Genomic DNA, 21,978 nt, shown 5'->3' on the forward strand with positions numbered 1-21,978 from the left:
GTACCTTCGGGCGCCTCGGCAGCGCCGACGGGTACATTCGCCCGGCGAGGTCGGGAGCTCAACCCGGTGTCGTGACGCTCACTGCCGCAGCCGGATCCACGTCGTCTTCAGTCCGGTGTACTTGTCCATCGCGTGCAGGGAGAGGTCGCGGCCGAACCCGGACTGTTTGAACCCGCCGAACGGGGTCTGCGCGCTGATGGCGTCGACGGTGTTGACGGAGACGGTCCCCGCCCGCAGTGCCGCGGAGACGCGGTGCGCCCGGTTCACGTTCTCGGTCCACACCGAGGCGGCCAGGCCGTAGATGCTGTCGTTACCCATCCGGACGGCGTCGGCCTCGCCGGTGAACGTCTGGACGGTGAGGACGGGTCCGAACACCTCCCGGGTCACCACCTCGGCGGTGGGTGCGACGTCCGCGAAGATCGTCGGCTCGACGAAGGACCCGCGGCCGTCGACGGTGGTCCTGTTGCCGCCCAGCAACACCCGGCCCTCGGACCGGGCCCGGTCGATGAACCCCGCGACGGTGCGAGCGTGGTTCTCGTCGACGATCGCACCCAGCGTGGAGGCGGGATCGAGCGGATTGCCGGGGCGGATCGACGACGCCCGGCGGACGAGGGCCGCGGTCACCTGTTCGGCCACCGACTCCTCGACCAGCAACCGGGAGTTGGCCGAGCACACCGCGCCCTGGTTGTAGAACGCGCCGAAGACCGCCTTCTCCACCGCGTCGTCGAGATCGGCGTCCGCGAACACCAGGTTGGGACTCTTGCCTCCGCATTCGAGCCAGACCTGCTTCAGATTCGAGTCCGCCGCATACCGGAGGAACCGCTTCCCGGTCGCGGTCGAGCCGGTGAAGGCGAGAACGTCGACGTCGGGATGCAGGCCCAGCGCCGCCCCGGCGGTGGCGCCGAACCCGGGGACGACGCCCAGGACGCCGTCGGGCAGGCCCGCCTCGGCGGCGAGCTCGGCCAGCCGCAGCACCGACAGCGGAGCCTGCTCGGCGGGTTTGAGGACGACGCTGTTGCCCGCTGCGAGGGCCGGCGCCAGCTTCCACACCGCGAGGTCGAGTGGGAAGTTCCATGGGACCACCGCCCCGACGACCCCGAGGGGTTCGCGGGAGACGAGCGCGAGACTCCCGGGATCGGTGGGCGCGATCTCCCCGCCGATCTTGTCGAGGGCCTCGGCGTAGAACCTGAAAAGCTCGGCGGCCGAGGGGACGTCGACGGTCAGCGCCTCCACGACGAGCTTGCCCATGTCGAGGGAGTCGAGCAGGGCGAGCTCGTGCCGGTGTTCGAGGATCAGCTCGGCGAGCCGGAGCAGGACCCGCTTGCGGTGGGACGCCGGGCTCCGCGACCAGACGCCCGAGTCGAACGCCTCGCGCGCAGACCGCACCGCGGCGTCGACGTCCGGGGCGTCCGCGGCCGCCACCCGTGCCAGCAGCTCACCGGTGGCCGGGTTGATCGAGTCGTACGTCTCGTCCGACTTGGCGGGACGGAACGCGCCGTCGATGAAAAGCTCCCGGCGCGGCGTGATTGTCGCGGCGAGCCGGGTCCAGTCGTCGAGTGTGGTCGGATCAGGCATCGTCATCCCTCGGGCTCGAAAGTGGTGGTGTGCGATCAGGGAACATAGATGGCGAACTGTTTGAGCAGGGGCTCGTCGACGCGGTACTCGCCGCGCCACCCCCTGGTCAGGGTGAACGCGTCGCCGGGTCCGAAGGTGTGCGAGACGCCGTCGTCCGCTGTCAGCGTCACCGAACCCTCCAGCACCCGGGTGTATTCGTCGCCCGGGTAGGACTCGATGTACTCGCGATACGGCTCGGCGCGCCACGAGCCGACGGTGAACTTCTCGTCACCGCTGCTCAGGTGAACCATTTCGTGTTCCTTCGGATCGCCCGCCCGGAGCGTGTCCGCGGTGACGTAGGCGCTGGGCGTCATCGCCGCGATGTTCCGGGCGTCGGTCGGGATCGGGTGCACTGCGGTCATGGTGTTCCTCAGTTCTGTGCGTTGGCGAGCGGGGGGACGGAGAATTTCTCGACGGGTTCGATGGACAGTCCGGTGACTTCGCGTCGGAAGGCGACCGGACCCGGGGCGGGTGGTTCGTCGAGTTCCTCGGCGTACCGGTGCCCGGACCAGACCGCCGCCGCGATGGTGGACGGCGCCCAGGCGTCGCCGATGCCGCGGACACTGCGCAGGTCGGCGTCGGCCCATTCGGATTCGCGGGAGTGCAGTTCGTGGAACAACCCGTCGTGTGGGAGTCGGGCGGTGACGAGGACGACGCCGTCCGCGTCGACGAACTGCTCGTCGCCGGTGAACGCGCACACGGTGCGGACGCCCTGGGGGGTGACCGCGGTGACGGCGCGGTTCACCTGAACGTGCACACCGGCCTTGATGATTCGCTTGCGGATTCGGACCACTTCCATGGTGTTCGTCGTCCACTGCGACACGTGCGCGGCCGGCGTGATCAGGGTGACGTCGAATCGCTCCTTGGCGAGGAGTTCGGCGACGACCGCACCGAGGTAGTAGTGGTCGTCGTCGAAGAGCACGACCTTGTTGCCCCGGGGGCGGAGCCCCGCCATTACGTCGTCGGGGGTCAGGACGTCGGCGTGCTCGTCGACGGGGACGGCGTGGGTGTGCCACCGGCCGACGCCGTCGCGGCGCCAGTGCGAGCCCGTCGCGACGACCACGTGGTGGAAGTCGTTCTCGATGACGTCGTCGGCGGTCATCTCGCTCTCCATGAACACGTCCACGTCGGGGAGCTTGCGGAGTTGCTGTTCGCGGTAGTCGACCACGCGGATCCACGCGGACAGTCCGGGAAGCCTGGACTCGCGGGTCACGCGGCCGCCGAGTTGCCTGCTCGCCTCGGCGAGGCTGACGTGGTAGCCGCGTTGCCCGAGCGCGCGGGCCGCCTCGAGTCCGGCGGGGCCGGCGCCGACGACGAGGACGCTCGAATCGGTCGAGCGGACCTTGATTCGCTCCGGGTGCCAGCCGCGCCGGAACTCCTCGCCCATCGTCGGGTTCTGGGTGCAGCGGATCGGCGACATGGTGAAGTCGCCGGACACGCAGATGTTGCAGCCGATGCACTCCCGGATGTCCTCGAGGTTCCCCTCCTCGATCTTGCGGGGAAGGTACGGGTCGGCGATCGAGGGGCGGGCCGCCCCGATGAAGTCGAGGATTCCGCTCTTGACCTGATGCAGCATCGTGTCGGGCGAGGTGAAGCGGCCGACGCCGACGACGGGTTTCGTGGTGAGCTGCTTCAGACCGCGTACGTATGGTTCCTGCTCCGCCTCGGGACCGAACCGCGACGTGACGGAGTCGTCCTCCCAGCTGCCCAGCACGAAGTCCCACAGATCGGGGGTCTCGCCGAGCAGGCCGATCACGTCCTCGATCTCGCTGCGGGTGATCCCCTCGTCGCCGAGGAGTTCGTCGACCGAGATGCGGCACGCTACGGCGGCCTTCCCGTCGGCGACCTCGCGTGAATCCTCGAGGATCTCGCGGAGCAGGCGAACCCGGTTGGTCAGGCTGCCGCCGTACTCGTCCGTCCGGTTGTTGTAGCGGCGGGACAGGAAGTGGTGCAGGCCGCCGATCGCGTGCCCGGCGTACACGTACACGATGTCGTATTCGGCCTTCAGCGACCGGCGCACCGCCTCCTTGTGCCAGTGCCGGAGGTCGGCGATGTCCGACTTGGTCATCGCCCTGGCCTGGACGGGGTCGTAGTTCCAGGAGACGACGGGCAGATTCTGCGGGCCGAGCGGGGTCTCGCGGCTGATCAGGTTGGGGCTGTTCAGGCCGTTGTGGGCGAGTTCGATGCCGGCGAGGGAGCCGCCCTCGTGAATCTTCTCGGAGATCCGGGTCAGGGCGGGCAGGTCCTGGTCGTCCCACAGGCGCAGTTCGATGAACGGGCCGATGTCCGAGGTGGGGTGGATCTCGACCTGCTCGGTGCAGACGACGGCCCAGCCGCCCTCGGCCTTGACGCGCCGCATGTACGCCTCCCCGGAGGGATCCCGGTAGCCCATGCCGTTGCAGTGCGGGACTTGGAAGAATCTGTTGCGGGCGGTGACCGGTCCGATCTTGACCGGTTCGAAAAGGATGTCGTATCGCGGATCACGCACGGTGGGTTCCTCACGCTGTTCGGTTCGTGCAGTGCCAGAATCGTCGGTCCGCGCGACCACAACAGTCAACAGGATCTTTCCGTGCCACTGCATCAGTTATTCAGATGCCAACCCAGCGGCATCCGCATCTGGAGAACTGATGCAGTACCCCGGATCTTTGTGCTGTACAGATTTGCCGGGTCCGGACGAGAGTAGTGACCGGCATCACTGCAACGTGAGAGGCACGATCGATGAGCGACAACACCCCCACCGCCCTAGCGGACGAACAGACACAACATCTCCAGAAGTCACTCGGCCGTTTCGACATCGTCTTCCTCATCGTCGCGGCGGTGGTGTCGGTCGAGGTTCTCGGTCAGGTCTCCACCTTCGGCGCGGAGACGTTCACGTGGGCACTGGTTCTCGCGGTGTTCTTCCTGCTGCCGTACGGCCTCATCTTCGCCGAGATCGGCAGCACGTTCACCGGCGAGGGCGGGGTCTACGTGTGGGTCCGGAGAGCGTTCGGCCGGCCCCTCGCCGCCCTCGCATCGCTGCTGACGTGGGTGACTCAGCCCGTGTGGGTCGGCGGGTCCATGGCGTTCATCGCCGCGGAGACCTGGAACCACTACGTCACCGCGTTCGAGGAAGGATCGGTGACGGACTACCTGTTCAAGCTCGTCTTCATCTGGCTGACGGTGCTCGCCGCCGTCGTGAGTCTGGCTCGCGGCAAGTGGATTCCGACGGTCGGTGCGTTCCTCAAGATCGTCTTCCTGCTGTTCTTCCTCGTCACCACCGGCATCTACGCCGCGAAGAATGGCTTCGCCGGCATCTCCGCGGGCGACTTCAGCCCCACTCTGACCGGGCTCCTCGGTGTGACGCCGCTGCTGCTGTTCTCCTACCTCGGTTTCGAATCCGGCAACAGCGCGGCCGGGGAGATGAAGAACCCCGCCCGCGACGTCCCGATCTCGATCGCCCGCGCCTGCGCCATCGCCGCCGCGTCCTACCTGCTGCCGATCTTCGCCATCCTGCTCGTCGTACCCGCGGACGACATCACCGGCGTCGGCGGACTCCTCGAGGCGGTCGCGACCGTGTACAGCGTCTACGGTCCCGCCGCACCCGCCATGCTGACCGTGACCGGGGTGATCTTCGCGGTGATCCTGATGACCCAGGGTGCGGCGTGGATGATCATCAGCGACCGCATGCAGGCGATGGCCGCGGCCGACGGTGCGTTCTTCGGCGGGTTCTTCGGCCGCTTCCATCCGCGTCTCGGAACGCCGGTGCGCGTCAACTTCCTGTCCGGAGTCGTCGCCACCGTCTTCATGGTCGCGGCCATGCAGATCACCGGATCCGGCGGCTCCATCTTCGCGGTCGTGCTCACCATCTCGATCTCGACGTTCCTGCTCAGCTACCTGATCGTCATCCCGTCGGCGGTCCGCCTGCGCACGCGTTTCCCGGACGTCGTGCGGCCTTTCCGGGTTCCCACCGGAAACGCGGGCTTCCGCGTCCTCGGCATCCTGTGCTTCGCGTGGGTGCTGCTCGGCTCCTGGGTGGCGGTCTTCCCGGGCACCCTGGAATCGGTGTTCGGCCTGGACTACGACTTCGAGGAGATCTGGGGAGTGAGCCAGGGGACGTTCGAACTGTTCACCCTCGGGACGCTGGCCGTGCTCGCGCTACTCGGCGCCGTCGGATACGTGCGCGGCACATCCGTGCGGTCCGCGAGTGGCCCGCGCCCCACCCGGGAAGACGGCCCCGGATCGCAGCCGGATCCCGACCTCGTGAACGCCGACATCCGCTGACGGTGTCGCGTCCGCCGCGTGTGTCGTGGGTGGCTCCCCGGTCGGAGACCTGCAATCCTGGTGGCCTCAGATCCCGAGGAGAGCGCATGCAACGACGACCCGACGTGACGTTCACCCAACTGAGGTATTTCGTCGAGGCCGCGAACTTCTCCAGCATGACGAAGGCCGCCGACGAACTGATGGTCGCGCAGTCGGCGGTCTCCTCGGCGATCTCCCAACTCGAGCATCAGATCGGCACCCAGCTCTTCATCCGGCAACGGTCCCGCGGACTGGTCCTCACCGCGGCGGGGGAGGAGATGCTCCGCGACACCCGCAGCGTCCTCGCCCACCTCGGTGAGGTTCTCGACGCGGCCCGCGGTCACGAGGACAACGTGCGGGGAACGGTGCGCCTGGCCTGCTTCGTCACCCTCACCCCGTTCATCCTCCCGACACTGATCTCGGACCTGCGCGATCAGCACCCCGACCTGGAGGTCGAGGTCGTCGAGACGCAGGCGGAGGCGGTGCGGGCGGCGCTGCGCAACGGCACCGCAGAACTGGCCCTGACCTACGACCTCGCGCTGGGCGACGACATGGAGACGGAAACGCTCGGGGTCGCCAGGCCGCACGTCATCCTTCCGCCGGACCACCGGCTGGCGGGACACGACGCGATCACCCTCGCCGACCTCGAGGGCGAACCCATGGTGTTGCTGGACCTGCCGAGCAGCCGCGACTACTTCCTGGCGATGCTGTCGGCGGCGGGGGTCACGCCGGTGGTCCGGTACCGCTCGGCGAGCTACGAAACGGTGCGCGGACTCGTCGCCCGCGGCCACGGCTTCTCGATCCTCAACCAGCGGCCCGCCGAGGGCCGGACCTACGACGGCGGACGGGTCGCGACGCTGCCCATCGCCGACGACGTTCCCGGCCTCCCCGTGGTACTCGCCCGGCTGAAGGGTGTGCGGAGCACGGCGCGGGCCCGGGCCGTCGCCGAACGGGCGCGGGCCGTGTTCGCGAAACAGGCGGGTTCGGCCCGCTAGAACGGCCACCCCATCTGGGCGTCGCGGTCGGCGCCGAAGGCGTGATCGACACGGTCGAGGACGCCGGGGTCCGCGGCCTGCAGCCGGTTCGCGGCCGCGAAGGTGCGTGCCCGGTGGGCGCCGAGATACAGGCTGCCCAGCACGTCCAGGTCGAGCACCACCTGCGGGGTGGAGTCGGTCGGGGTGCACATCGCGGTGCCGTCCCGCACGGTCAGCGCGAACCGCCCGCCGGCGTCCAAAAATCCGTCGTCGACCTGGATCACGACGTCGAAGTCTGTTCGGTACCTGCGGGCCTCGAGCGCGGCGGGCACGTCCATGATCCGGACCCACAGCTCGTCGTGGCGCGAGGTGGTGCGCACCAGCCGGCCGTCGGTCAGCAGATACGGCAGTGGGTCCTCGGGGGTGAGGTGCGCTTCGATGCGCCGCACGAGGTCCAGGCCGAGCAGTGCCCGCCACACCGCGGCGTGCGCGTCCCGCGTGACCGTGCGGATCTCCTCCACCCGGGCGACGGTTCCGTTGTCGCCGGACACGCGACGGTAGAGCACGTAACCGTCGTCGTGCACGAGCCCGAACAGGCTTGTGCCGCCGCCGCGCTCGCTCTCACGGTCGGCGAAGATCCGATTCCACACGATTTCGGGCCGGACCTGCGCCCCCGGGGTCACCCGTTGCCAGCGGTCGTAGACGTCGGTGAACGCGGCCCGGGCCTCCGCCGGATGGACCATCCGCACACCACCCGGATCCGGTGCCTTCGGATGCGGCACGGCGAATCGGCGGTCGATGCTCGACGTGGTCTCGATGGTTGCGGGCCCGTACCCGAAGCGTCCGTAGATCCCGCCCTCACTGGCCGTGAGGAGCGACAGCGGGACCCCCGACGTCCGGATGCGGTCGTGATGTTCGGCGTAGAGCGCGCGAAGGAGACCGCGGCGTCGATGGGTGGGCGCGACCGTCACCGCGGTGACGCCCGCCGCGGGAACGCCCTCGCCACCGGGAACGGTGACGGTCATGGGGATGTCCATGGTGGCGCCGACCACCGCGTCCTCGTCGACCGCGATGATCGGCGGCGCGCCGCTGACGAGTTGCCTCCAGTGGGCGGTGAACTCCTCGTTCTGCGGTGTCACGAAGCAGATCTCGTTGAGCAGGGTGATCTTCGGCCAGTCCTGTTCGGTCGCCGTTCTGATCGTGATGCCGGCGGTGGTCGTCGTCATTCCCCGACACTGGCACACCCCACGTGGACGCGCAGCCGAATTTCGGCCTCCGACCTTGACCCGGTACGTGTCTTCGGAGAGTCTGAGACCCTGCCGACCGGTGAGGGGGTGACGTCACGGTGTCGAGTGACCACACCTCGTCCGGACCTCGCCGAACGCTCCGGCTGCGCCGGGAGTCCTGGGGATTCGTCATCGGCTCCTTCCTGTTCGGGATGGCGGCCACGCGGGTGTACGGGCAGGCGGTCGGCCCCGAGATCGACAACATCACCTACTTCGTCGGATCGCTGTTCTTCACGACCGCCGGATTCATCCAGTTGCGGCTCAGCGGCAGGCCGGTGCCCGGGGAGGAATCCGCGACGGTCGAACGCTACGACTGGTGGGCGGCGCTGATCCAGTTCGTCGGCACCCTGCTGTTCAACGTGAGTACCGGGGTCGTGCTGATCCAGAGCCTCACCGTCGAACAGGACCGGGTGTGGGGGTGGAGTCCCGACCTCTTCGGGTCGACGGCGTTCCTCGTCGCCAGCGGTCTGGCGGTGGTGGCCACCACCGAAACCGACAAGCTGTGGGATCCGCATGCCCGCAACTGGCGCAGCACCTGGCTGAACATGATCGGGTCGGTGGCGTTCGGTGTGTCCGCGGTCGGCGCGTACATCGTGCCCGGCACCGACGCGCTGAAGAACGCGGCGGTCGCCGATCTGGGCACGTTCGTGGGCGCGGTTTGCTTCCTCGTGGCCGCACTGCTGATGCGCCCGCCTCACCCCAGGTATTCGCCGAACCAGGCGAGGACACGTTCGTAGGCCTCGGCTGCCGCGGTCGCGTTGTAGCGGGGCCCGGTGTCGTTGAAGAACGCGTGATCGGCACCCGGAACCGTGACGATCTCGTGCGGTAGCGCCGCCTTCGCGAGTGCGGCGGCCGCGGCGTCGCGGGACGCGTTCACTCGGGCGTCCAGTTCCGCGTAGATGGCGAGGACCGCGGCCTTCGACCCGGAGAAGTCGGCGCCCTCGGGCAGGGGACCGTAGAAGGGGACTGCCGCCGCCAGCCGCGGCTCGCCGGACGCGAGGAGTTGCCACACCATCCCGCCGCCGAAGCAGAACCCGACCGCCGCCATCTTCTCGTCCGGCACCCGACGCCCGAGTTCGTCGATCCCGGCCTTCATGTCGGCGACGAAGCGTGCCGGCGGCACGGTGGCCAGCGCGGCGGTGGCCTGCGCCTGATCGGTGAACGTCGCGGTCCCGCCCTCTTCCGAGAGCAGGTCGAGGGCGAGCGCGGAGTAGCCGGCACCCGCGAATCGGCCTGCCACCGAACGGATGTGGTCGGTCAGGCCCTTGTTCTCGTGTATGACGAGGACCGCTCCGCGAGGTGTGGCGGCGTCGGCCCACGCGCCCTGCAGGACGCGGCCGTCCGGACCGGGGAACGTCACCGCTTCGGTCTCGACGGCCTCGGCCGCTCCCGGCGGCGGGGGCGTCGCCCCGCCGGGTGTCACCGGCGCCGACGTCGGCGACTCGTCGCTGTCGGTGGAACAGGCGGCGAGCAACGAGGACGCCGCCGCCACGCCGAGGCCGATGAGTCCGAGTCTGCGCAACGCCTCGCGGCGGGACAGCAGCCCGTCGGCATGATCGATCGCGATCTCTTCGGCGATATAGCGTTGCAGTGGCGTCATGATCGTCCCCGTCCGCATCGGCTGATGTAGGGAATTATCCCTGGTCGAACCCGTGATCGACATCGGTTCCCAGTTCATCACTTTTCCTTATGCAGTGCGCCACTTATCTGTGTTGTACAGATTTCACCGGGGACCTCAAGATTGGTGCAACGGCACGAACTCCTCGCTCACCGCACACAGAAAGGAGCCCGTCATGCCGATCGCTGACCGTCACCCAGCCGTCGAAACGACGGCCCGAACATCGGTGGCCTCACCGATGCCGGACAACTCGACCGCGAACTTCGTCATGGCCATGAGCGCTGTCGCGACCGGAGTCACCGTCGTCGCGACCGACGGTCCCGGCGGTCGCGCCGCCCAGACCGTGAGTGCGATGTGCTCCGTCTCGGCCGACCCGGCGCTGGTGCTGGTCTGCCTGCACGGACGAAGCCCGGTCAACGACGCGATTTCCGAGAACGGTGTCTTCTGCGTCAATGTGCTTGCCACCCAGCACGATCACGTCGCCGACACCTTCGCCGGCCGGCCCTGGCCGGGCAAGCAGCGGTGGGACTTCACCTGCGGGCACTGGACCGTGGCCGAATCCGGCTCACCCCGCGTCCACGACGCGATCGCGTCGTTCGACTGCACCGTCCACGACGTCATCGAGGCCGGTACCCACCGCGTCTACATCGGACGCGTCGCCGCGGTGGAGGCACACCCCGGTGAACCGCTCGTGTACGCCTCCCACACCTACAGCAAGCCTGCAGCATTCGAACCTTCTACCTTCCCCGACTACCCGGACGCACACCCCGCGCCGAGGACCAGGAGCACGAAATGATCCGCACCGGAGACGAATACAGGGAGTCCATCAGGGACGGCCGCGAGGTCTGGGTCGACGGGGAACGCGTCAAGGACGTGGCCGACCACCCCATGTTCAAGCCGATCGTCGACGTGCGGGCACGCATCTACGACCTCGCGCACGACGAGGCCACGCAGGACGCGATGACCTACGTCGACCCCGAATCCGGCGAACGCAACGCCATCGCCAACAAGCTCCCCCGCACGCAGCAGGACTGGCTCGACAAGCGCGCCGCCGTCGACCTGGTCCTCGAGGACACCCGGGGCGTGGTCACCCGCGTCGGTGACGAGACCATCGGCGAGATGTGGTCGCTGTTCGACGGTCAGGACGTCCTCAACGAGGTCGACCCGCGCTTCTCGGAGAACATCCGCCGCCACCTGGACCGGTCGGTCCGGGAGGACCCGTTCCACGTGTCGGCGAACACCGACCCCAAGGGCGACCGGTCCAAGGCGCCGCAGGATCAGGACCCCGACATGCTCCTGCACGTCGTGAAGGAGACCGACAACGGCATCGTCGTGCGCGGCGCGAAGTACGAGACCGCCGCCGCCTACTCCAACCAGGCGTTCACCAAACCCACCATTGCCAACTGGGGAAACAATGAACTGTCCGACTACGCCGTCGGATTCGTGCTCGACATGGGCGCGCCGGGGCTGAAGTACATCTCCCGCAACGGGTTCGCCGGCCGCGGGCCGTCCGCCGACTACCCGCTCGCCAACCGGGTCGACGAGGTGGAGTCCCTCGTCGTGTTCGACAACGTCGAGATCCCCTGGGAAGACGTCCTGTTCTACCGGCACACCCGGGCGGCCACGTTCATCCGCTCCACCCTGCATCGCTACAGCGCGTTCCCGTTCGTGCAACGCACGCTGCACCTCGCCGATCTGATGATCGGATCCGCATTGTGGAACGTCAAGCAGAGCGGGCTCGAGAAGCAGCAGGCGGTGCAGGAGAAGCTCGCTCAGCTCGCCTGCTACCGGGAGACGATCAACGCCCACCTCACCGCGGCCATCTCACTCGCCGAGCCCAGCCCGGGTGGCCTGCTCATGCCCAACCAGTCACTGCTGTACACCGGCCGGGTGATGGCGCTCAGCCAGCTGCCCGCGATGATGCACATCGCCCGCGAGCTGTGCGGCGGCCAGATCTGCATCACCCCGGACGCCGCCACGTTCGCCGACCCCGACGTCGCGCCGTGGCTGGAGAAGTTCTACTCCATCAACGACAACTGGGTGGCCGACGACCGTCGCAAGCTTCTCGCGTTCGCCCGCGACCTGCTCAACAGCGACTACGCGGGACATCGCCTGACGTTTCAGCTCTTCGCCCAGTCACCACCGTTCGCGCAGCTCGCCGCCGTCTACCGCAACTTCGACTTCGACGGGCCGCTCGGGCTGGTCAAGGCCGCAGCGGGGCTGTCGGACAACGTCGACGGGGGTGCGGCATGACCACCCACACCCGCATCCGCCCGTTCAACACCCGCGACACGTACCCGGAACAGAACCTCGACAACGACCTCGCGCAAGCGGTCGTCGCCGGCGGAGTCGTGTATCTCCGCGGGCAGATCGGTCAGGACCTCGACACCCGGGAGTCGGTGGGAATCGGCGACGTCGAGGCCCAGGCCGAGAAGGCGATGGCGAACATCGCGATGCTGCTGAAGGAATCGGGCAGCCGGCTCGAGGACGTCGTCAAGGTCACCATCTACCTGGTGGACGTCCGGTACCGCGAGACCGTCTACCGGGTGGTCGGACGCTGGCTGAAAGGTGTGCACCCCGTGTCCACCGGCATCGTCGTCGATGCCCTCGCCCGGCCCGAATGGCTCGTCGAGATCGACGCGACGGCAGTGATCGGCTCATGACGTTCTCACTCGTCGCCCGTGATTCCGGGGGCGCGTTCGGGATGGTCGTCTGCTCCTCCAGCCCCGCCGTGGCCGCACGCTGCCTGCACGTGCGGTCCGGGGTCGGTGTCGTCGCCTCCCAGAACGTGACCAATCCGCAGCTGGGACCGCTCGGCCTCGACGCGCTCGCCTCGGGTGCGAATGCGGAGACCGCACTGAAAAGCGCACTTGCGCACGAGAAGTTCCCGGAGTACCGCCAGGTCGTCGTCGTCGATGCGGATGGCGGCACCGCCGTGCACTCGGGCGCGCAGACGCTGGGCATCCACAGCAGCGCGCAGGGCAGCGGCGCCGCCGTCGCCGGCAACATGCTCCGCGACGAAGGCGTCATCCGGTCGCTGCTGTTCGGCTACGTGTCGAGCACGGCCCCGACGTTCGAGGGCAGACTGCTCGACGGACTCACCGCGGCCGTCACCGCCGGCGGGGAGGCGGGGTCCGTGCACTCGGCGGGAATCCAGGTGGTCGAGGACGTGCCCTGGCCCGTCACCGATCTGCGCGTCGACTGGCACGACGACCCGGTCGGCGAACTGCGCCGGCTGTGGACGGTGTGGGAACCGCAGAAGCGGGACTACCGGGCGCGTGGTGTCGACCCGACGGCCGCCCCGTCCTACGGCGTGCCGGGGGACCTGTGAGCGCCGACGCCGCGGTTCGTGACGGAGCCAGGAAGGCGGAAGACCGGATCCTGGCTCTGTCGCACGACCTCCACGCCCACCCCGAGGTCGCGTGGGAGGAGGAACGTTCGTGCGTCCGGGTGGCCGGGGTGCTGTCGGACGCCGGTTTCACGGTCGAGCAGCAGTACGTCGGCCTGCCCACCGCGTTCCGCGCGCACGTCGGTTCCGGACCGCTGCACCTCGCGGTCTGCGCGGAATACGACGCGCTCCCCGGGCTCGGGCACGCGTGCGGGCACAACGTCATCTCCGCCATCTCGGTGGGGACGGCGCTGGCTCTCGCCCCGCTCGTCGACGACCTCGGCATCACCCTGTCGGTGCTCGGCACCCCCGCCGAGGAAGGCGGGGGCGGCAAGATCGACATGCTCAAACGCGGAGCGTTCGAGGGCGTCCACGCCGCCGTCATGGCCCACCCCGGCCCGGTCGACGTCGCCCGGGCCGAACCGTACGCGGTGTCCCACAGCCACATCCGGTACGACGGCAAGGCGGCACACGCCGCCGCGTACCCGGAGCGGGGTGTCAACGCGGCCGACGCGTTCACGGTGGCGCAGGTCGCCATCGGGCTTCTCCGGCAACAGCTTCCGTCGAGCACGCGGGTGCACGGGATGATGACCCGCGGGGGAGAGGCGCCCAACGCCATTCCCCAGCGCACCGAAGGTCGCTGGTACGTGCGCGCGGAGACGCTGGAGGAACTGGCCCGCATCGAACCCCGGGTGGCCCGCTGCTTCGAGGCCGGCGCCATCGCAACCGGCTGTGAACTGACTATCGCCCCGGAAAGCGAACCGTACTCGGAGTTCCGCACCGACGAAGCGCTGCTCGCGTCGTACGTCCGGCACGCGGAGGGGCTGGGCCGCGTGTTCCGCACCGGCGCGGACTCGCTGATGAACCGGGCCTCCACCGACATGGGCAACGTCTCGCAGGTGATTCCCGCGATCCACCCCTACATCGGAATCGACTCCGCGCCTGCCGTCAACCATCAGGCCGAGTTCGCCGCGGCCAGCGCCGCGCCCGCTGCAGACCGGGCGGCCGTCGACGGTGCGCTGGCCCTCGCTCTGACCCTGCTCGACGCCTGCGGCTCCGCCGCCCGTGAGTACTTGTTAACCGCCCGACGTTAAGAAGTACTCACGGGTGGTGCAAAGAATTCGAGCGCGATGTTGTCGGGGTCGCGGAACGAGATGCCCGATCCGTAGTGCGCCGTCTTGATGCCCCCGTGCACGATGCCGAGGGCGTCGAGCCGCTCCACCCACCGGGGCAGCGCGTCGGGGGAACACTGGAACGCGATGTGGTCGAGTCCGACCTGCCGTTCGTCGAAACGTGCGGGAGCGCCGCTGTCGGGGTGCGTGTGGAGGCCGAAGAGCCCGCCGCCGTCGAGCGCGAACACCGTGTGGTGGAAGGTTCCTGATTCCTCGTCCTCGTCGAGCACGGGGGCTGATCCGAACAGTGCGGTGTACCAGGCGGTGCTGGCCGGTAGGTCGGACACGGTGATCGCGACGTGGGTGAGGCCCGGGAAACTGGACATCTGCGACAACTTCCTTCTCCGGTGAATCGGTCTCTTCTTTCGACCCTAGCGAGTCGGCGCTGCCGGGTGGTGGACAAACGCGAAACCCTGCCCGAGCGGACAGGGGGGCGGTCACCACGCACACCGCCCGAGCCTGTAACGGGCTCGGGCGGTGCGGTGTTCGAGGACTACAGGCGCGCAGGCTCACGCGTCGCGGCGGACGTGCTCTTCGCTCCGGTCGAGCCGCGCCGCGCGAGGAGCAGGTAGAGGGGTCCGGTCACCACGAGTCCGGCCACCCAGGACAGGTCGGCGCCGCCGAGGAACGCGGACACCGGGCCCGTGTAGAGGGATGTGGCCATGAACGGAATCTGGACGACGATGCCGAGCAGGTAGGCGGTGATTGCCGTCCAGTTGAACCGGCCGTAGACGCCGCCGTCGAAGCGGAAGATCGACTCGAGGTCGTAGACGCCCTTGTGGATGATGTAGAAGTCGATGAGGTTGATCGCTGTCCACGGCACCAGGACCACCAGGAGGACGACCACCAGATCGACGAAGTGCGAGACGAAGTCGGCCGACAGCGCGATGGCGACGACGGACGCCGCGACGAGGATGATCGTCGAGAGGATGATGCGGGCGTGGGCGGTCGGAATCCAGCGGGCGCGGAACGTCTGGACGGACGTGATGATGGCGAGTACGGCGCCGTACAGGTTCAGCGCGTTGTGGCTGATGACGCTGAGCAGGAACAGCACCAGCATGATGCTGCCGAGGCTTCCCGTCGTCGCCTTGACGCCGTCCATGGTGCCCATGCCGATCGGTGCGGCGAGCGTGACGACCGCGCCGAACGCGAAGGCGAGGAACGAGCCGAGGGTGCAGCCGAGGTAGGTCGCCCAGAACGTCGACGGCACGCCGACGTCCTTGGGGAGGTACCGCGAGTAGTCGGACACATAGGGTGCGAACGCGATCTGCCAGAGTGCGCCGAGCGACACGGTGGCGAGCCAGCCGGCGAAGTTGAAGTCGCCCCGTGTGAGGAAGTCCGACGGCAGGTCGCCAGTCAGGATCGCGAAGAAGCCCACCAGGATTCCGATCCCGAGGACCCAGGTTCCGATGCGGTTGAGGATGTGGATCAACCGGTAGCCGATGATGCAGATGACGGCGGAGCCGAGAGCCCCGGCCACGATCCCCACGTCCACGGGTATGCCGTTCACGATCCCGTGCATCGACTGGCCGGCCAGGACGATGTTCGACGAGAAGAAGCCGAGATACATGACGGCGGCGATCACCACGATGATGAGCGCCCCGAACGTGCCGAACTGGCCGTGGCTCTGGATCATCTGGGGGATCCCCATCTGGGGTCCCTGCGCCGAATGCAACGCCATCAGGGCGCCGCCGGCGAGATGTCCGACGACGAACGCGACGAGGCTCCACCACAGCGAGAGTCCGAACAGACTGGGGCCGAGGGCGCCGGTCACGATCGGGAGCGGGGCGAGGTTGCCGCCGAACCACAGCGTGAACAGATCGCGAACCTTGCCGTGGCGATCGGATTCCGGGACGAACCCGATGGTGTGCTTCTCCAGCATCGGGGCGACGTGGGTGTCGGGCATCAATCCTCCGAACGGCGCAAGTGCGCCACTTCTAGGTCGAGTAGTGGAGACCACAATGGTCGGAGGCAGTGAATCTGTACAGAACAACTAACTGATGCGTTGCATCACTTCTTCTGATTCAGCAGGTCGGGACTAGCCTGGGCCGATGCGCACCGTGGGAGTCGACCTGGCGGCCGAACCGAAGAAGACGGCCCTGGCGGTCATCGACTGGTCCGACGGTGTGGCCCGCGTCGAGTCCGTCCGGCTGGGAGCCGGGAACGACGCCGTCACCGAGGCCGTGCTGGCCTGCGACAGGACCGGTATCGATGCACCGTTCGGCTGGCCCGACGCGTTCGTCCGCATGGTGTCCGAGCATCATGCCGGCCGACTGTCCGCGGCCAGCGGTCTCGCCAACCGCGAGGGGCGTCGACCGTTGACGAAGCGGCGCACCGACCTCGTGGTGCAGGCCGCGACGGGTATATCCCCGCTCAGTGTGTCGGCGGATCTCATTGCGCACGTCGCGTTGCGCTGCGCCGGAATACTTGCGGAACTCGGCGACCTCGGCATCGACGTCGGACGCGTCGACGGCCGCGTGGTCGAGGCGTATCCGGCGGCCGCGCTGCGCACCTGGGGGCTGGTGTCGCGGGGATACAAGAGCGCTCAGAACCGGGTGACGCTGGGGGAGTTGGTCGACGCGCTCCTGGCGGCCGCGGACTGGTTGGAACTCGGTGCATTCCAGACGATCTGCCGCGAATCGGACGACGCCCTCGACGCCGTGCTGGCCGCCGTCATCGCACGGGCCGCGGCCGTCGGCTGCACAGCACTACCCGAGGGCGACGACCGCGCCGTCGCCGAGCGGGAGGGATGGATCCACGTGCCGACGGGAGGCCTGCAGGCGCTGCAGCCCTAGCGGCGGATTCCTGCGACTGCGCTGGTAGACCGACCGCGGCGACGCCCCCGGGCGAAACCTGGCAAATTGGACACCACACGCACCGTGCGTGGGCACACGAAGAAGGAGTCCAATGGCTTTCTGGGATCAGCTGAAGGCAAAGGCGTTCGAGATGAACGGCCAGCTCAAGACCAAGACGGCACAGTTCCAGAACAAGGAGTTCGCCAACGCCAGCATGGCCATGTGCGCCCTCATCGCCGCGGCGGACGGGACCATCGACCCGTCCGAGCGTCAGAAGACCGCGGCGCTGATCACCAGCAACGAGGCGCTGAGTGTGTTCCCGTCGGACGAGCTGAGTCAGAAGTTCGACTGGTACTGCAGCAAGCTGCAGTCCGATTTCGAGTTCGGCAAGATCGAGGCCACCGCCACCATCGCGAAGCTGAAGTCCAAGCAGGATCAGGCACGTGCCGTCATCCAGATCGGCATCGTCATCGGTGGCGCCGACGGCAACTTCGACCAGCACGAGCGAAACGTGGTGCGCGACGCCTGTTTCGCCGTCGGCATCGCCCCGGCGGAATTCGAACTCTGAGATGGCAGGTGACGCGCCCGGCTCACGGGCGCGTCACCGACGCTCAGTAGGCCGTGATGATCGGCGCCGGGTTCCACATGCCCGGACGCTGAATCCGGGTGGTGTCGATCTCCGCGGTCTTCGCGTCGGGGTCGAGCGGGGAGTATTGCTCCACTCCGCCCCAGTCACGGTCCCAGTCGTCTCTCAGATACGACGGTATGGTGCGGCTCGCCCGGGTCATCTCTATCCAGCCCAGGGGGCCTCCGCCGTACCGGTCCTGCCACAGGCTCGTCATGATCGCGCCGGGACGGTCGGGGAGGATCCGGTATTCGGGCGCCTCCGCGACACCCGTGCGGTGGTCGAACGGTCGCTGGCACGGAAATGCCAGTCCCACAGCCCAGTCGATCATCACGGGCGAGTCGGATCCGATCACGTCGTTCAGTGTCTGCGTCCGGGGAACACGCGGCGGCGTCACCGCAAGCCACTGCTGCGGATCACTGTCCGAATCCGATGCCACGAGTCGGATGGCATCCGTATTGTCCGGCAGGGAATCGAGCGGAACGCGCAGATTTCGCCAGGACGGTGCCGGGCCGATATCGATCGGCGTCACGCGTCCCGACACCGCGACCGCGCCGTCCGGTTGCGTGGTGCCGTACTCCACCTCCAGGTTCTGGCCGTAGGTGACGACGCCGTCCGCGTCGACGGAGTGGATGCGGCCCGCTGCGGCGATGGAGATGATGTCACCCGCCCCGGCGTCCGAGTCGGGATTCGGCAACCGGTACCAGCCGGAGGTCAGTGAGCCGTCGCCGTCGCTGCCGTCGCTGCCGAGGACGGGCGTGCGGTCGGGGTCGAGGCCGAACGGCAGGGCCACGGCGCTGCCGTTGACACCCACCGCGCCGGCGCCGCCGCCGGTGCCCGCGGCGTTGCTCGACGCCGTCTGCTCGGTGTTGTCGGTCTTGACGGAGTTGGCGACGCCCGCATCCGACGATTCCTCGTCGGCACTGAGGTCGCCGGCGACGCCGTTCGGCGTGAAGCCGACGGTGCCCGTGCCCGCGAGGGCAGTCGCGGCGTCACCGGACAGTGGCTGCAGCAGCGACGCGTTCGGATCGGTTTCGAGCAGGACGTCGTTGGCCAGACCGCACGGTGCGCCGGTGACGGCATCGACGTTGGAACGGGCGAGGGAGAACGCGGGGTATTGCGCGACCGCACCCTTCGCCATCGACAGCACCTCGAACAGCACCATCGCGGCGGCCGCCACCGTCAACGGCGGGATCGCCCACAACCGGCGTCGCCGCACGGATTCGGTCCGGGTGTAGGGCTCGCGGAAGTAGCACCACGCCGCGATCAGCAGCATCACCAGCGTGGCGCCGAGCAGGATGGTGCCTGCGCCGAGGCCGGCGATCGACACCGGCTTGTCCCACCACGGGACGCTGTAGCTGGACACGTACCACCACCCGTTGGTGCTGGTGAAGCACATCGCGAGCAGGAACAGCACGGCGGCCGCGAACAGCGCGCGGTTGCGCGGCGAGCGCACCACGGCGGTGCTCACCGCCACGGACGCCAGGACGGCGAGCGACCCCGCGAGGCCGGCGTAGATGCCGAAGTGATGCGTCCACTTGGTGGGCGTGAACATCATCAGCCCCATCGCGGCGAGCGTGATGCCGATGAGTCGCCGCGACGGTCCGGCCGCCGTCCCGGGAATCCGGCCGCCCTTGCGGAGCATCACGAGGACCGTCACGGCCAGGCTCAGCACCATCACGAACACGCCGAACCGGCGCGACAGCGAGCCGTCGACGGAGATGTTCAGCAGGTACTGGTAGCGGAGGTATTCGTCGAACCAGGGGACGTTGGGGCCGATCGCGTGAACGTGCTGCATCTCCATGACGGCGGCGAGGGTCTGGTCGGCGAACACCGCCACCAGGATCACGGTCCCCGACGCGACGAGCGGTGCCAGCAAGGCGATGTATCCGACCGTCTTGGCCCGCGCGATCACGATCTGCAGGATCGGCCGGGCGCCCGCGACCAGGGCGCCGAAACAGATCAACCCGGACGGGCCCGCGGTCAGCGTCGCCGCACCGACCAGAATCGCCACCGCGGCAGGCAGCAGTCGCCGGGTCGCGACGGCACGTTCCACCGAGCACCACGTGAGCAGGACGCCCACCGCGACGATCGGCTCGGGCCGCAGACCGTTGTTGTACGGGAGCCAGAACGCGAGGAACACCAGTCCGCCGGTCCACAGCGCGAGCCGGTTGCCGCGGACGGCGGCGCCTAGTCGCGGTGCGACTTCACGGCTGATCACCAGCCACGCGACGATGCCGGCGAGCAGCGCGGGCAGACGCACGAACGGGCTCGCCGGGGTGATGTTCGCCAGCACCGCGAGGACGTCGTAGTAAGGAGACCCGAACGGCGCCTCCGGGACGCCGTACCAGCGGAAGTAGTTGGCCATGTACCCCGCGGCCGCGGACGTGCGGGCCATGTTGAACTGATAGCCGTCGTCGGAGGTGGAGGCGCCGATGAAATGCCACAGCACCAGCGTGCCGATGACGACGGCGTCGACGGCCCCGAACGACCACCAGCGGGTGGGAAGGAATCGTCGTGCCCTGCGTCCGTCCACGTCGTCGAGACGGTGCAGAGCCACCAGCGCCAGAATCGTCGCGAGCGCGCCTACCACCATGGCGACGAACTTGAGGGTCGACGGCGTCGACGAGAAGCGGCTGTCGATCTCAGCGGTCACCTGCAGTCCGTCGGGCGCCGCACCGTCGAGGTCGCTGAAGATGCCCACCATCTGAGGGCGGAGGTCGCCGTCGACGACGGTCGGTGCGTCCTGGCCCGCCGCGACGAATCCCGCGGTGGTCCGCGTGGAATCCGACGACACCACGAGCGCGCAGTCTGCGGGTAGCTGGTCCAGCGGCGATGACAGCAGCACCTTGTTCCGCAACAGCACCTCGACGCCGGCGGGACCGTCCGGGGTCGCAGGATTCACCCTGGCGACCAGTCCGTACCTCCCGGCGTCGGCGGCGCCTGCGGGGGCGGTGGAGGTCAGGATCCCGCCGCGGTCGGCGAGTTCGCCGACCGCCGAACAGGGGATCTGCACGTCGAGGCTCAGCGGCGCGTAGGTGACGAGCGGTGCCTCGACGCTTCCGGTGCTGCCGTTCTGCGGCCAGCTGAGGGTTGCGCTGTCCTGCTCGACCGGAAGGAACGGGAGCGACAACGTGAGCAGCACTCCGAAGACGGAGGCGATGATCGCGAGAAGGCGGGCGGAGCGGACCGACTGACCGAGGGGAGATGACTGGGGCGGGGTCCCGATCGGCGACTCGTCCGAGTCGTCTCTGGACACTTTCGCCGATTCCAGCCTGCTGTCAGTCACGACGTCGGATAGTACCCATCCGCGCCAATCGTTAGCGAAGGCAAGAACAGGTCCGGTCGGAGGACCGGCCACCCCGGCGGATCACATGTGGAAGTGCTTCAGGATCCGCGACCGGCGTTGCGGTCGGGTGAGGAGATGGTGGTGGTGCCGCGGACCGCGGCGGTGCTGAACCTCGGAATGCACTTCGCGGATGATCTCGAACATGCCTCCGCCTTCCTTCTACGCGAGTCGGTAGCCTGACGGTAGGTCGGGAACAGGGTGAGCCGATTCACCCGGGGCGGGTGAACCAGGTCACCCGATCACGGGCTGCACCGACAGCTGTTTCACGCCGGTCTGCGAACAGCCGGTGGTGGGGTAGGGGAGGAATACCGACCCGGTGTCGTCGGGTGGGTACACCCGGAATCCCGCGACCGGAGTGGGGCCACAGGTCTCGGCCGGATAGTTCTGCACCACCGTGGCGCGCACCGCTGCGGTGGCCCGCGAGCCCGGAGCGACCGTCACCGGAGTCTCGGTTCCGCCGTCCCGATCGGCCGCGGCACCCACCTGCGGACCGTCCGCGGACGCGACGTACGAGACCCCCGGGTATCCGTGGAGGACGCAATTTCGGGTGCCGGTGTTGGTGAAGACGAGCGGGATCTCCTGAGATCCGGCGGCCCCACTCGCCTGTCCGAGCGTCACCTGTAGTTCGCCGATCAGGCAGCGGTCGGGGTGCGGTGCGGTCGCCTCGGACGGTGCGGATCTCGTGACGGTGATGTCACGCGAGGGTTCGGCGGTCCCCGTCTCGTCCGTCGAGCCACAGGCCGAGGCGGTGAGCGCGGCGGCGATTCCGAGTACGCCGAGAAGGGCGCGTGCCGGTGACTGCGTGCGCATCTGATCGCTCCTCCTATTGATGTGCTGCCGTAGTCGATGGTCCGCGATCGGTGGCATCCCGGTATGTGA

Annotated in this window: 20 protein-coding genes; 11 read left to right on the top strand and 9 right to left on the bottom strand. The window is 68.4% G+C overall.

Annotation, left to right across the window (positions count from 1 at the left end):
• Window positions 1-78: 78 nt before the first annotated feature.
• From QM693_RS14395 to QM693_RS14405, 3 genes are read right to left on the bottom strand one after another with little or no spacing between them, the layout of a single operon-like run.
• The gene (locus QM693_RS14395) at window positions 79-1,575 is read right to left on the bottom strand and encodes an aldehyde dehydrogenase (RefSeq protein ID WP_283352663.1); all 1,497 of its coding nucleotides are present in this window, start codon (window positions 1,573-1,575) and stop codon (window positions 79-81) included.
• Between the two features lie 35 nt (window positions 1,576-1,610).
• Entirely contained in the window at window positions 1,611-1,976 is a 366-nt protein-coding gene (locus QM693_RS14400; protein ID WP_283352664.1) for a cupin domain-containing protein, read from the bottom strand.
• An 8-nt stretch (window positions 1,977-1,984) separates the two neighbouring features.
• Entirely contained in the window at window positions 1,985-4,102 is a 2,118-nt protein-coding gene (locus tag QM693_RS14405) for an oxidoreductase (protein WP_283352665.1), read from the bottom strand.
• 230 nt (window positions 4,103-4,332) lie between these two features.
• Here QM693_RS14405 and QM693_RS14410 point away from each other — a divergent pair, with 230 nt between their 5' ends.
• Entirely contained in the window at window positions 4,333-5,874 is a 1,542-nt protein-coding gene (locus tag QM693_RS14410; protein WP_061044389.1) for an APC family permease, read from the top strand.
• 86 nt (window positions 5,875-5,960) lie between these two features.
• Window positions 5,961-6,887, top strand: a complete 927-nt coding sequence (locus QM693_RS14415; protein ID WP_061044390.1) for a LysR family transcriptional regulator — start codon at window positions 5,961-5,963, stop codon at window positions 6,885-6,887.
• On the opposite strand, the gene QM693_RS14420 is transcribed toward QM693_RS14415, so the two are convergent.
• Window positions 6,884-8,092, bottom strand: coding sequence for an enhanced intracellular survival protein Eis (locus tag QM693_RS14420; protein WP_283331184.1), 1,209 nt, complete (start codon window positions 8,090-8,092; stop codon window positions 6,884-6,886). The genes QM693_RS14415 and QM693_RS14420 overlap by 4 nt on opposite strands.
• Before the next feature lie 119 nt (window positions 8,093-8,211).
• Between QM693_RS14420 and QM693_RS14425 the strand changes: the two genes are divergently transcribed.
• Window positions 8,212-8,889, top strand: a complete 678-nt coding sequence (locus QM693_RS14425; protein WP_283352666.1) for a hypothetical protein — start codon at window positions 8,212-8,214, stop codon at window positions 8,887-8,889.
• On the opposite strand, the gene QM693_RS14430 is transcribed toward QM693_RS14425, so the two are convergent.
• A complete protein-coding gene (locus tag QM693_RS14430) occupies window positions 8,847-9,752 on the bottom strand; it encodes a dienelactone hydrolase family protein (protein WP_283352667.1) in 906 nt (301 codons plus the stop codon). The genes QM693_RS14425 and QM693_RS14430 overlap by 43 nt on opposite strands.
• A 193-nt stretch (window positions 9,753-9,945) precedes the next feature.
• Here QM693_RS14430 and QM693_RS14435 point away from each other — a divergent pair, with 193 nt between their 5' ends.
• From QM693_RS14435 to QM693_RS14455, 5 genes are read left to right on the top strand one after another with little or no spacing between them, the layout of a single operon-like run.
• Window positions 9,946-10,566: a flavin reductase family protein gene (locus tag QM693_RS14435; protein ID WP_280782072.1), complete on the top strand. Its 621-nt coding sequence runs from the start codon at window positions 9,946-9,948 to the stop codon at window positions 10,564-10,566.
• Window positions 10,563-12,023, top strand: a complete 1,461-nt coding sequence (locus tag QM693_RS14440) for a 4-hydroxyphenylacetate 3-hydroxylase family protein (protein WP_283352668.1) — start codon at window positions 10,563-10,565, stop codon at window positions 12,021-12,023. The genes QM693_RS14435 and QM693_RS14440 overlap by 4 nt, the downstream gene beginning before the upstream one ends.
• A complete protein-coding gene (locus QM693_RS14445) occupies window positions 12,020-12,433 on the top strand; it encodes a RidA family protein (RefSeq protein WP_283352669.1) in 414 nt (137 codons plus the stop codon). The genes QM693_RS14440 and QM693_RS14445 overlap by 4 nt, the downstream gene beginning before the upstream one ends.
• The gene (locus tag QM693_RS14450; RefSeq protein WP_283352670.1) at window positions 12,430-13,101 is read left to right on the top strand and encodes a DUF1028 domain-containing protein; all 672 of its coding nucleotides are present in this window, start codon (window positions 12,430-12,432) and stop codon (window positions 13,099-13,101) included. Before QM693_RS14445 ends, QM693_RS14450 begins: the two co-directional genes overlap by 4 nt.
• Window positions 13,098-14,252, top strand: coding sequence for a M20 family metallopeptidase (locus tag QM693_RS14455; RefSeq protein WP_283352671.1), 1,155 nt, complete (start codon window positions 13,098-13,100; stop codon window positions 14,250-14,252). Before QM693_RS14450 ends, QM693_RS14455 begins: the two co-directional genes overlap by 4 nt.
• Here QM693_RS14455 and QM693_RS14460 read toward each other — a convergent pair.
• Together QM693_RS14460 and QM693_RS14465 are read right to left on the bottom strand one after the other, a co-directional pair.
• Entirely contained in the window at window positions 14,249-14,656 is a 408-nt protein-coding gene (locus QM693_RS14460) for a VOC family protein (RefSeq protein ID WP_283352672.1), read from the bottom strand. The genes QM693_RS14455 and QM693_RS14460 overlap by 4 nt on opposite strands.
• A gap of 167 nt (window positions 14,657-14,823) precedes the next feature.
• The gene (locus QM693_RS14465; protein ID WP_283352673.1) at window positions 14,824-16,236 is read right to left on the bottom strand and encodes a purine-cytosine permease family protein; all 1,413 of its coding nucleotides are present in this window, start codon (window positions 16,234-16,236) and stop codon (window positions 14,824-14,826) included.
• Window positions 16,237-16,381: 145 nt separating this feature from the next.
• Between QM693_RS14465 and QM693_RS14470 the strand changes: the two genes are divergently transcribed.
• Together QM693_RS14470 and QM693_RS14475 are read left to right on the top strand one after the other, a co-directional pair.
• Window positions 16,382-17,125: a DUF429 domain-containing protein gene (locus QM693_RS14470; protein ID WP_283352674.1), complete on the top strand. Its 744-nt coding sequence runs from the start codon at window positions 16,382-16,384 to the stop codon at window positions 17,123-17,125.
• A gap of 112 nt (window positions 17,126-17,237) precedes the next feature.
• Complete coding sequence (locus tag QM693_RS14475) at window positions 17,238-17,693, top strand: tellurite resistance TerB family protein (RefSeq protein ID WP_005254018.1); 456 nt, start codon at window positions 17,238-17,240, stop codon at window positions 17,691-17,693.
• A 43-nt stretch (window positions 17,694-17,736) separates the two neighbouring features.
• Here QM693_RS14475 and QM693_RS14480 read toward each other — a convergent pair whose 3' ends face one another.
• Window positions 17,737-21,009, bottom strand: a complete 3,273-nt coding sequence (locus QM693_RS14480; RefSeq protein WP_283352748.1) for an arabinosyltransferase domain-containing protein — start codon at window positions 21,007-21,009, stop codon at window positions 17,737-17,739.
• 117 nt (window positions 21,010-21,126) lie between these two features.
• Between QM693_RS14480 and QM693_RS14485 the strand changes: the two genes are divergently transcribed.
• On the top strand, window positions 21,127-21,279 hold the full coding sequence (locus QM693_RS14485) for a hypothetical protein (RefSeq protein ID WP_283352675.1): 153 nt from the start codon (window positions 21,127-21,129) through the stop codon (window positions 21,277-21,279).
• 51 nt (window positions 21,280-21,330) lie between these two features.
• Here the strand turns inward: QM693_RS14485 and QM693_RS14490 are convergent, their stop codons facing one another.
• Window positions 21,331-21,909, bottom strand: a complete 579-nt coding sequence (locus QM693_RS14490) for a DUF4232 domain-containing protein (RefSeq protein WP_283352676.1) — start codon at window positions 21,907-21,909, stop codon at window positions 21,331-21,333.
• Window positions 21,910-21,978 lie beyond the last annotated feature (69 nt).

It is taken from the genome of Rhodococcus sp. IEGM 1305 (assembly GCF_030058635.1).
Taxonomy (GTDB): Bacteria; Actinomycetota; Actinomycetes; order Mycobacteriales; family Mycobacteriaceae; genus Rhodococcus_F; species Rhodococcus_F opacus_D.

Bases quoted from the DNA above. Each gene is read 5' to 3' on its own strand.
- QM693_RS14395 (WP_283352663.1), bottom strand. From the start codon at position 1,575: ATGCCTGATCCGACCACACTCGACGACTGGACCCGGCTCGCCGCGACA.
- QM693_RS14400 (WP_283352664.1), bottom strand. From the start codon at position 1,976: ATGACCGCAGTGCACCCGATCCCGACCGACGCCCGGAACATCGCGGCG.
- QM693_RS14410 (WP_061044389.1), top strand. From the start codon at position 4,333: ATGAGCGACAACACCCCCACCGCCCTAGCGGACGAACAGACACAACAT.
- QM693_RS14415 (WP_061044390.1), top strand. From the start codon at position 5,961: ATGCAACGACGACCCGACGTGACGTTCACCCAACTGAGGTATTTCGTC.
- QM693_RS14420 (WP_283331184.1), bottom strand. From the start codon at position 8,092: ATGACGACGACCACCGCCGGCATCACGATCAGAACGGCGACCGAACAG.
- QM693_RS14430 (WP_283352667.1), bottom strand. From the start codon at position 9,752: ATGACGCCACTGCAACGCTATATCGCCGAAGAGATCGCGATCGATCAT.
- QM693_RS14435 (WP_280782072.1), top strand. From the start codon at position 9,946: ATGCCGATCGCTGACCGTCACCCAGCCGTCGAAACGACGGCCCGAACA.
- QM693_RS14440 (WP_283352668.1), top strand. From the start codon at position 10,563: ATGATCCGCACCGGAGACGAATACAGGGAGTCCATCAGGGACGGCCGC.
- QM693_RS14445 (WP_283352669.1), top strand. From the start codon at position 12,020: ATGACCACCCACACCCGCATCCGCCCGTTCAACACCCGCGACACGTAC.
- QM693_RS14450 (WP_283352670.1), top strand. From the start codon at position 12,430: ATGACGTTCTCACTCGTCGCCCGTGATTCCGGGGGCGCGTTCGGGATG.
- QM693_RS14460 (WP_283352672.1), bottom strand. From the start codon at position 14,656: ATGTCCAGTTTCCCGGGCCTCACCCACGTCGCGATCACCGTGTCCGAC.
- QM693_RS14465 (WP_283352673.1), bottom strand. From the start codon at position 16,236: ATGCCCGACACCCACGTCGCCCCGATGCTGGAGAAGCACACCATCGGG.
- QM693_RS14470 (WP_283352674.1), top strand. From the start codon at position 16,382: ATGCGCACCGTGGGAGTCGACCTGGCGGCCGAACCGAAGAAGACGGCC.
- QM693_RS14475 (WP_005254018.1), top strand. From the start codon at position 17,238: ATGGCTTTCTGGGATCAGCTGAAGGCAAAGGCGTTCGAGATGAACGGC.
- QM693_RS14490 (WP_283352676.1), bottom strand. From the start codon at position 21,909: ATGCGCACGCAGTCACCGGCACGCGCCCTTCTCGGCGTACTCGGAATC.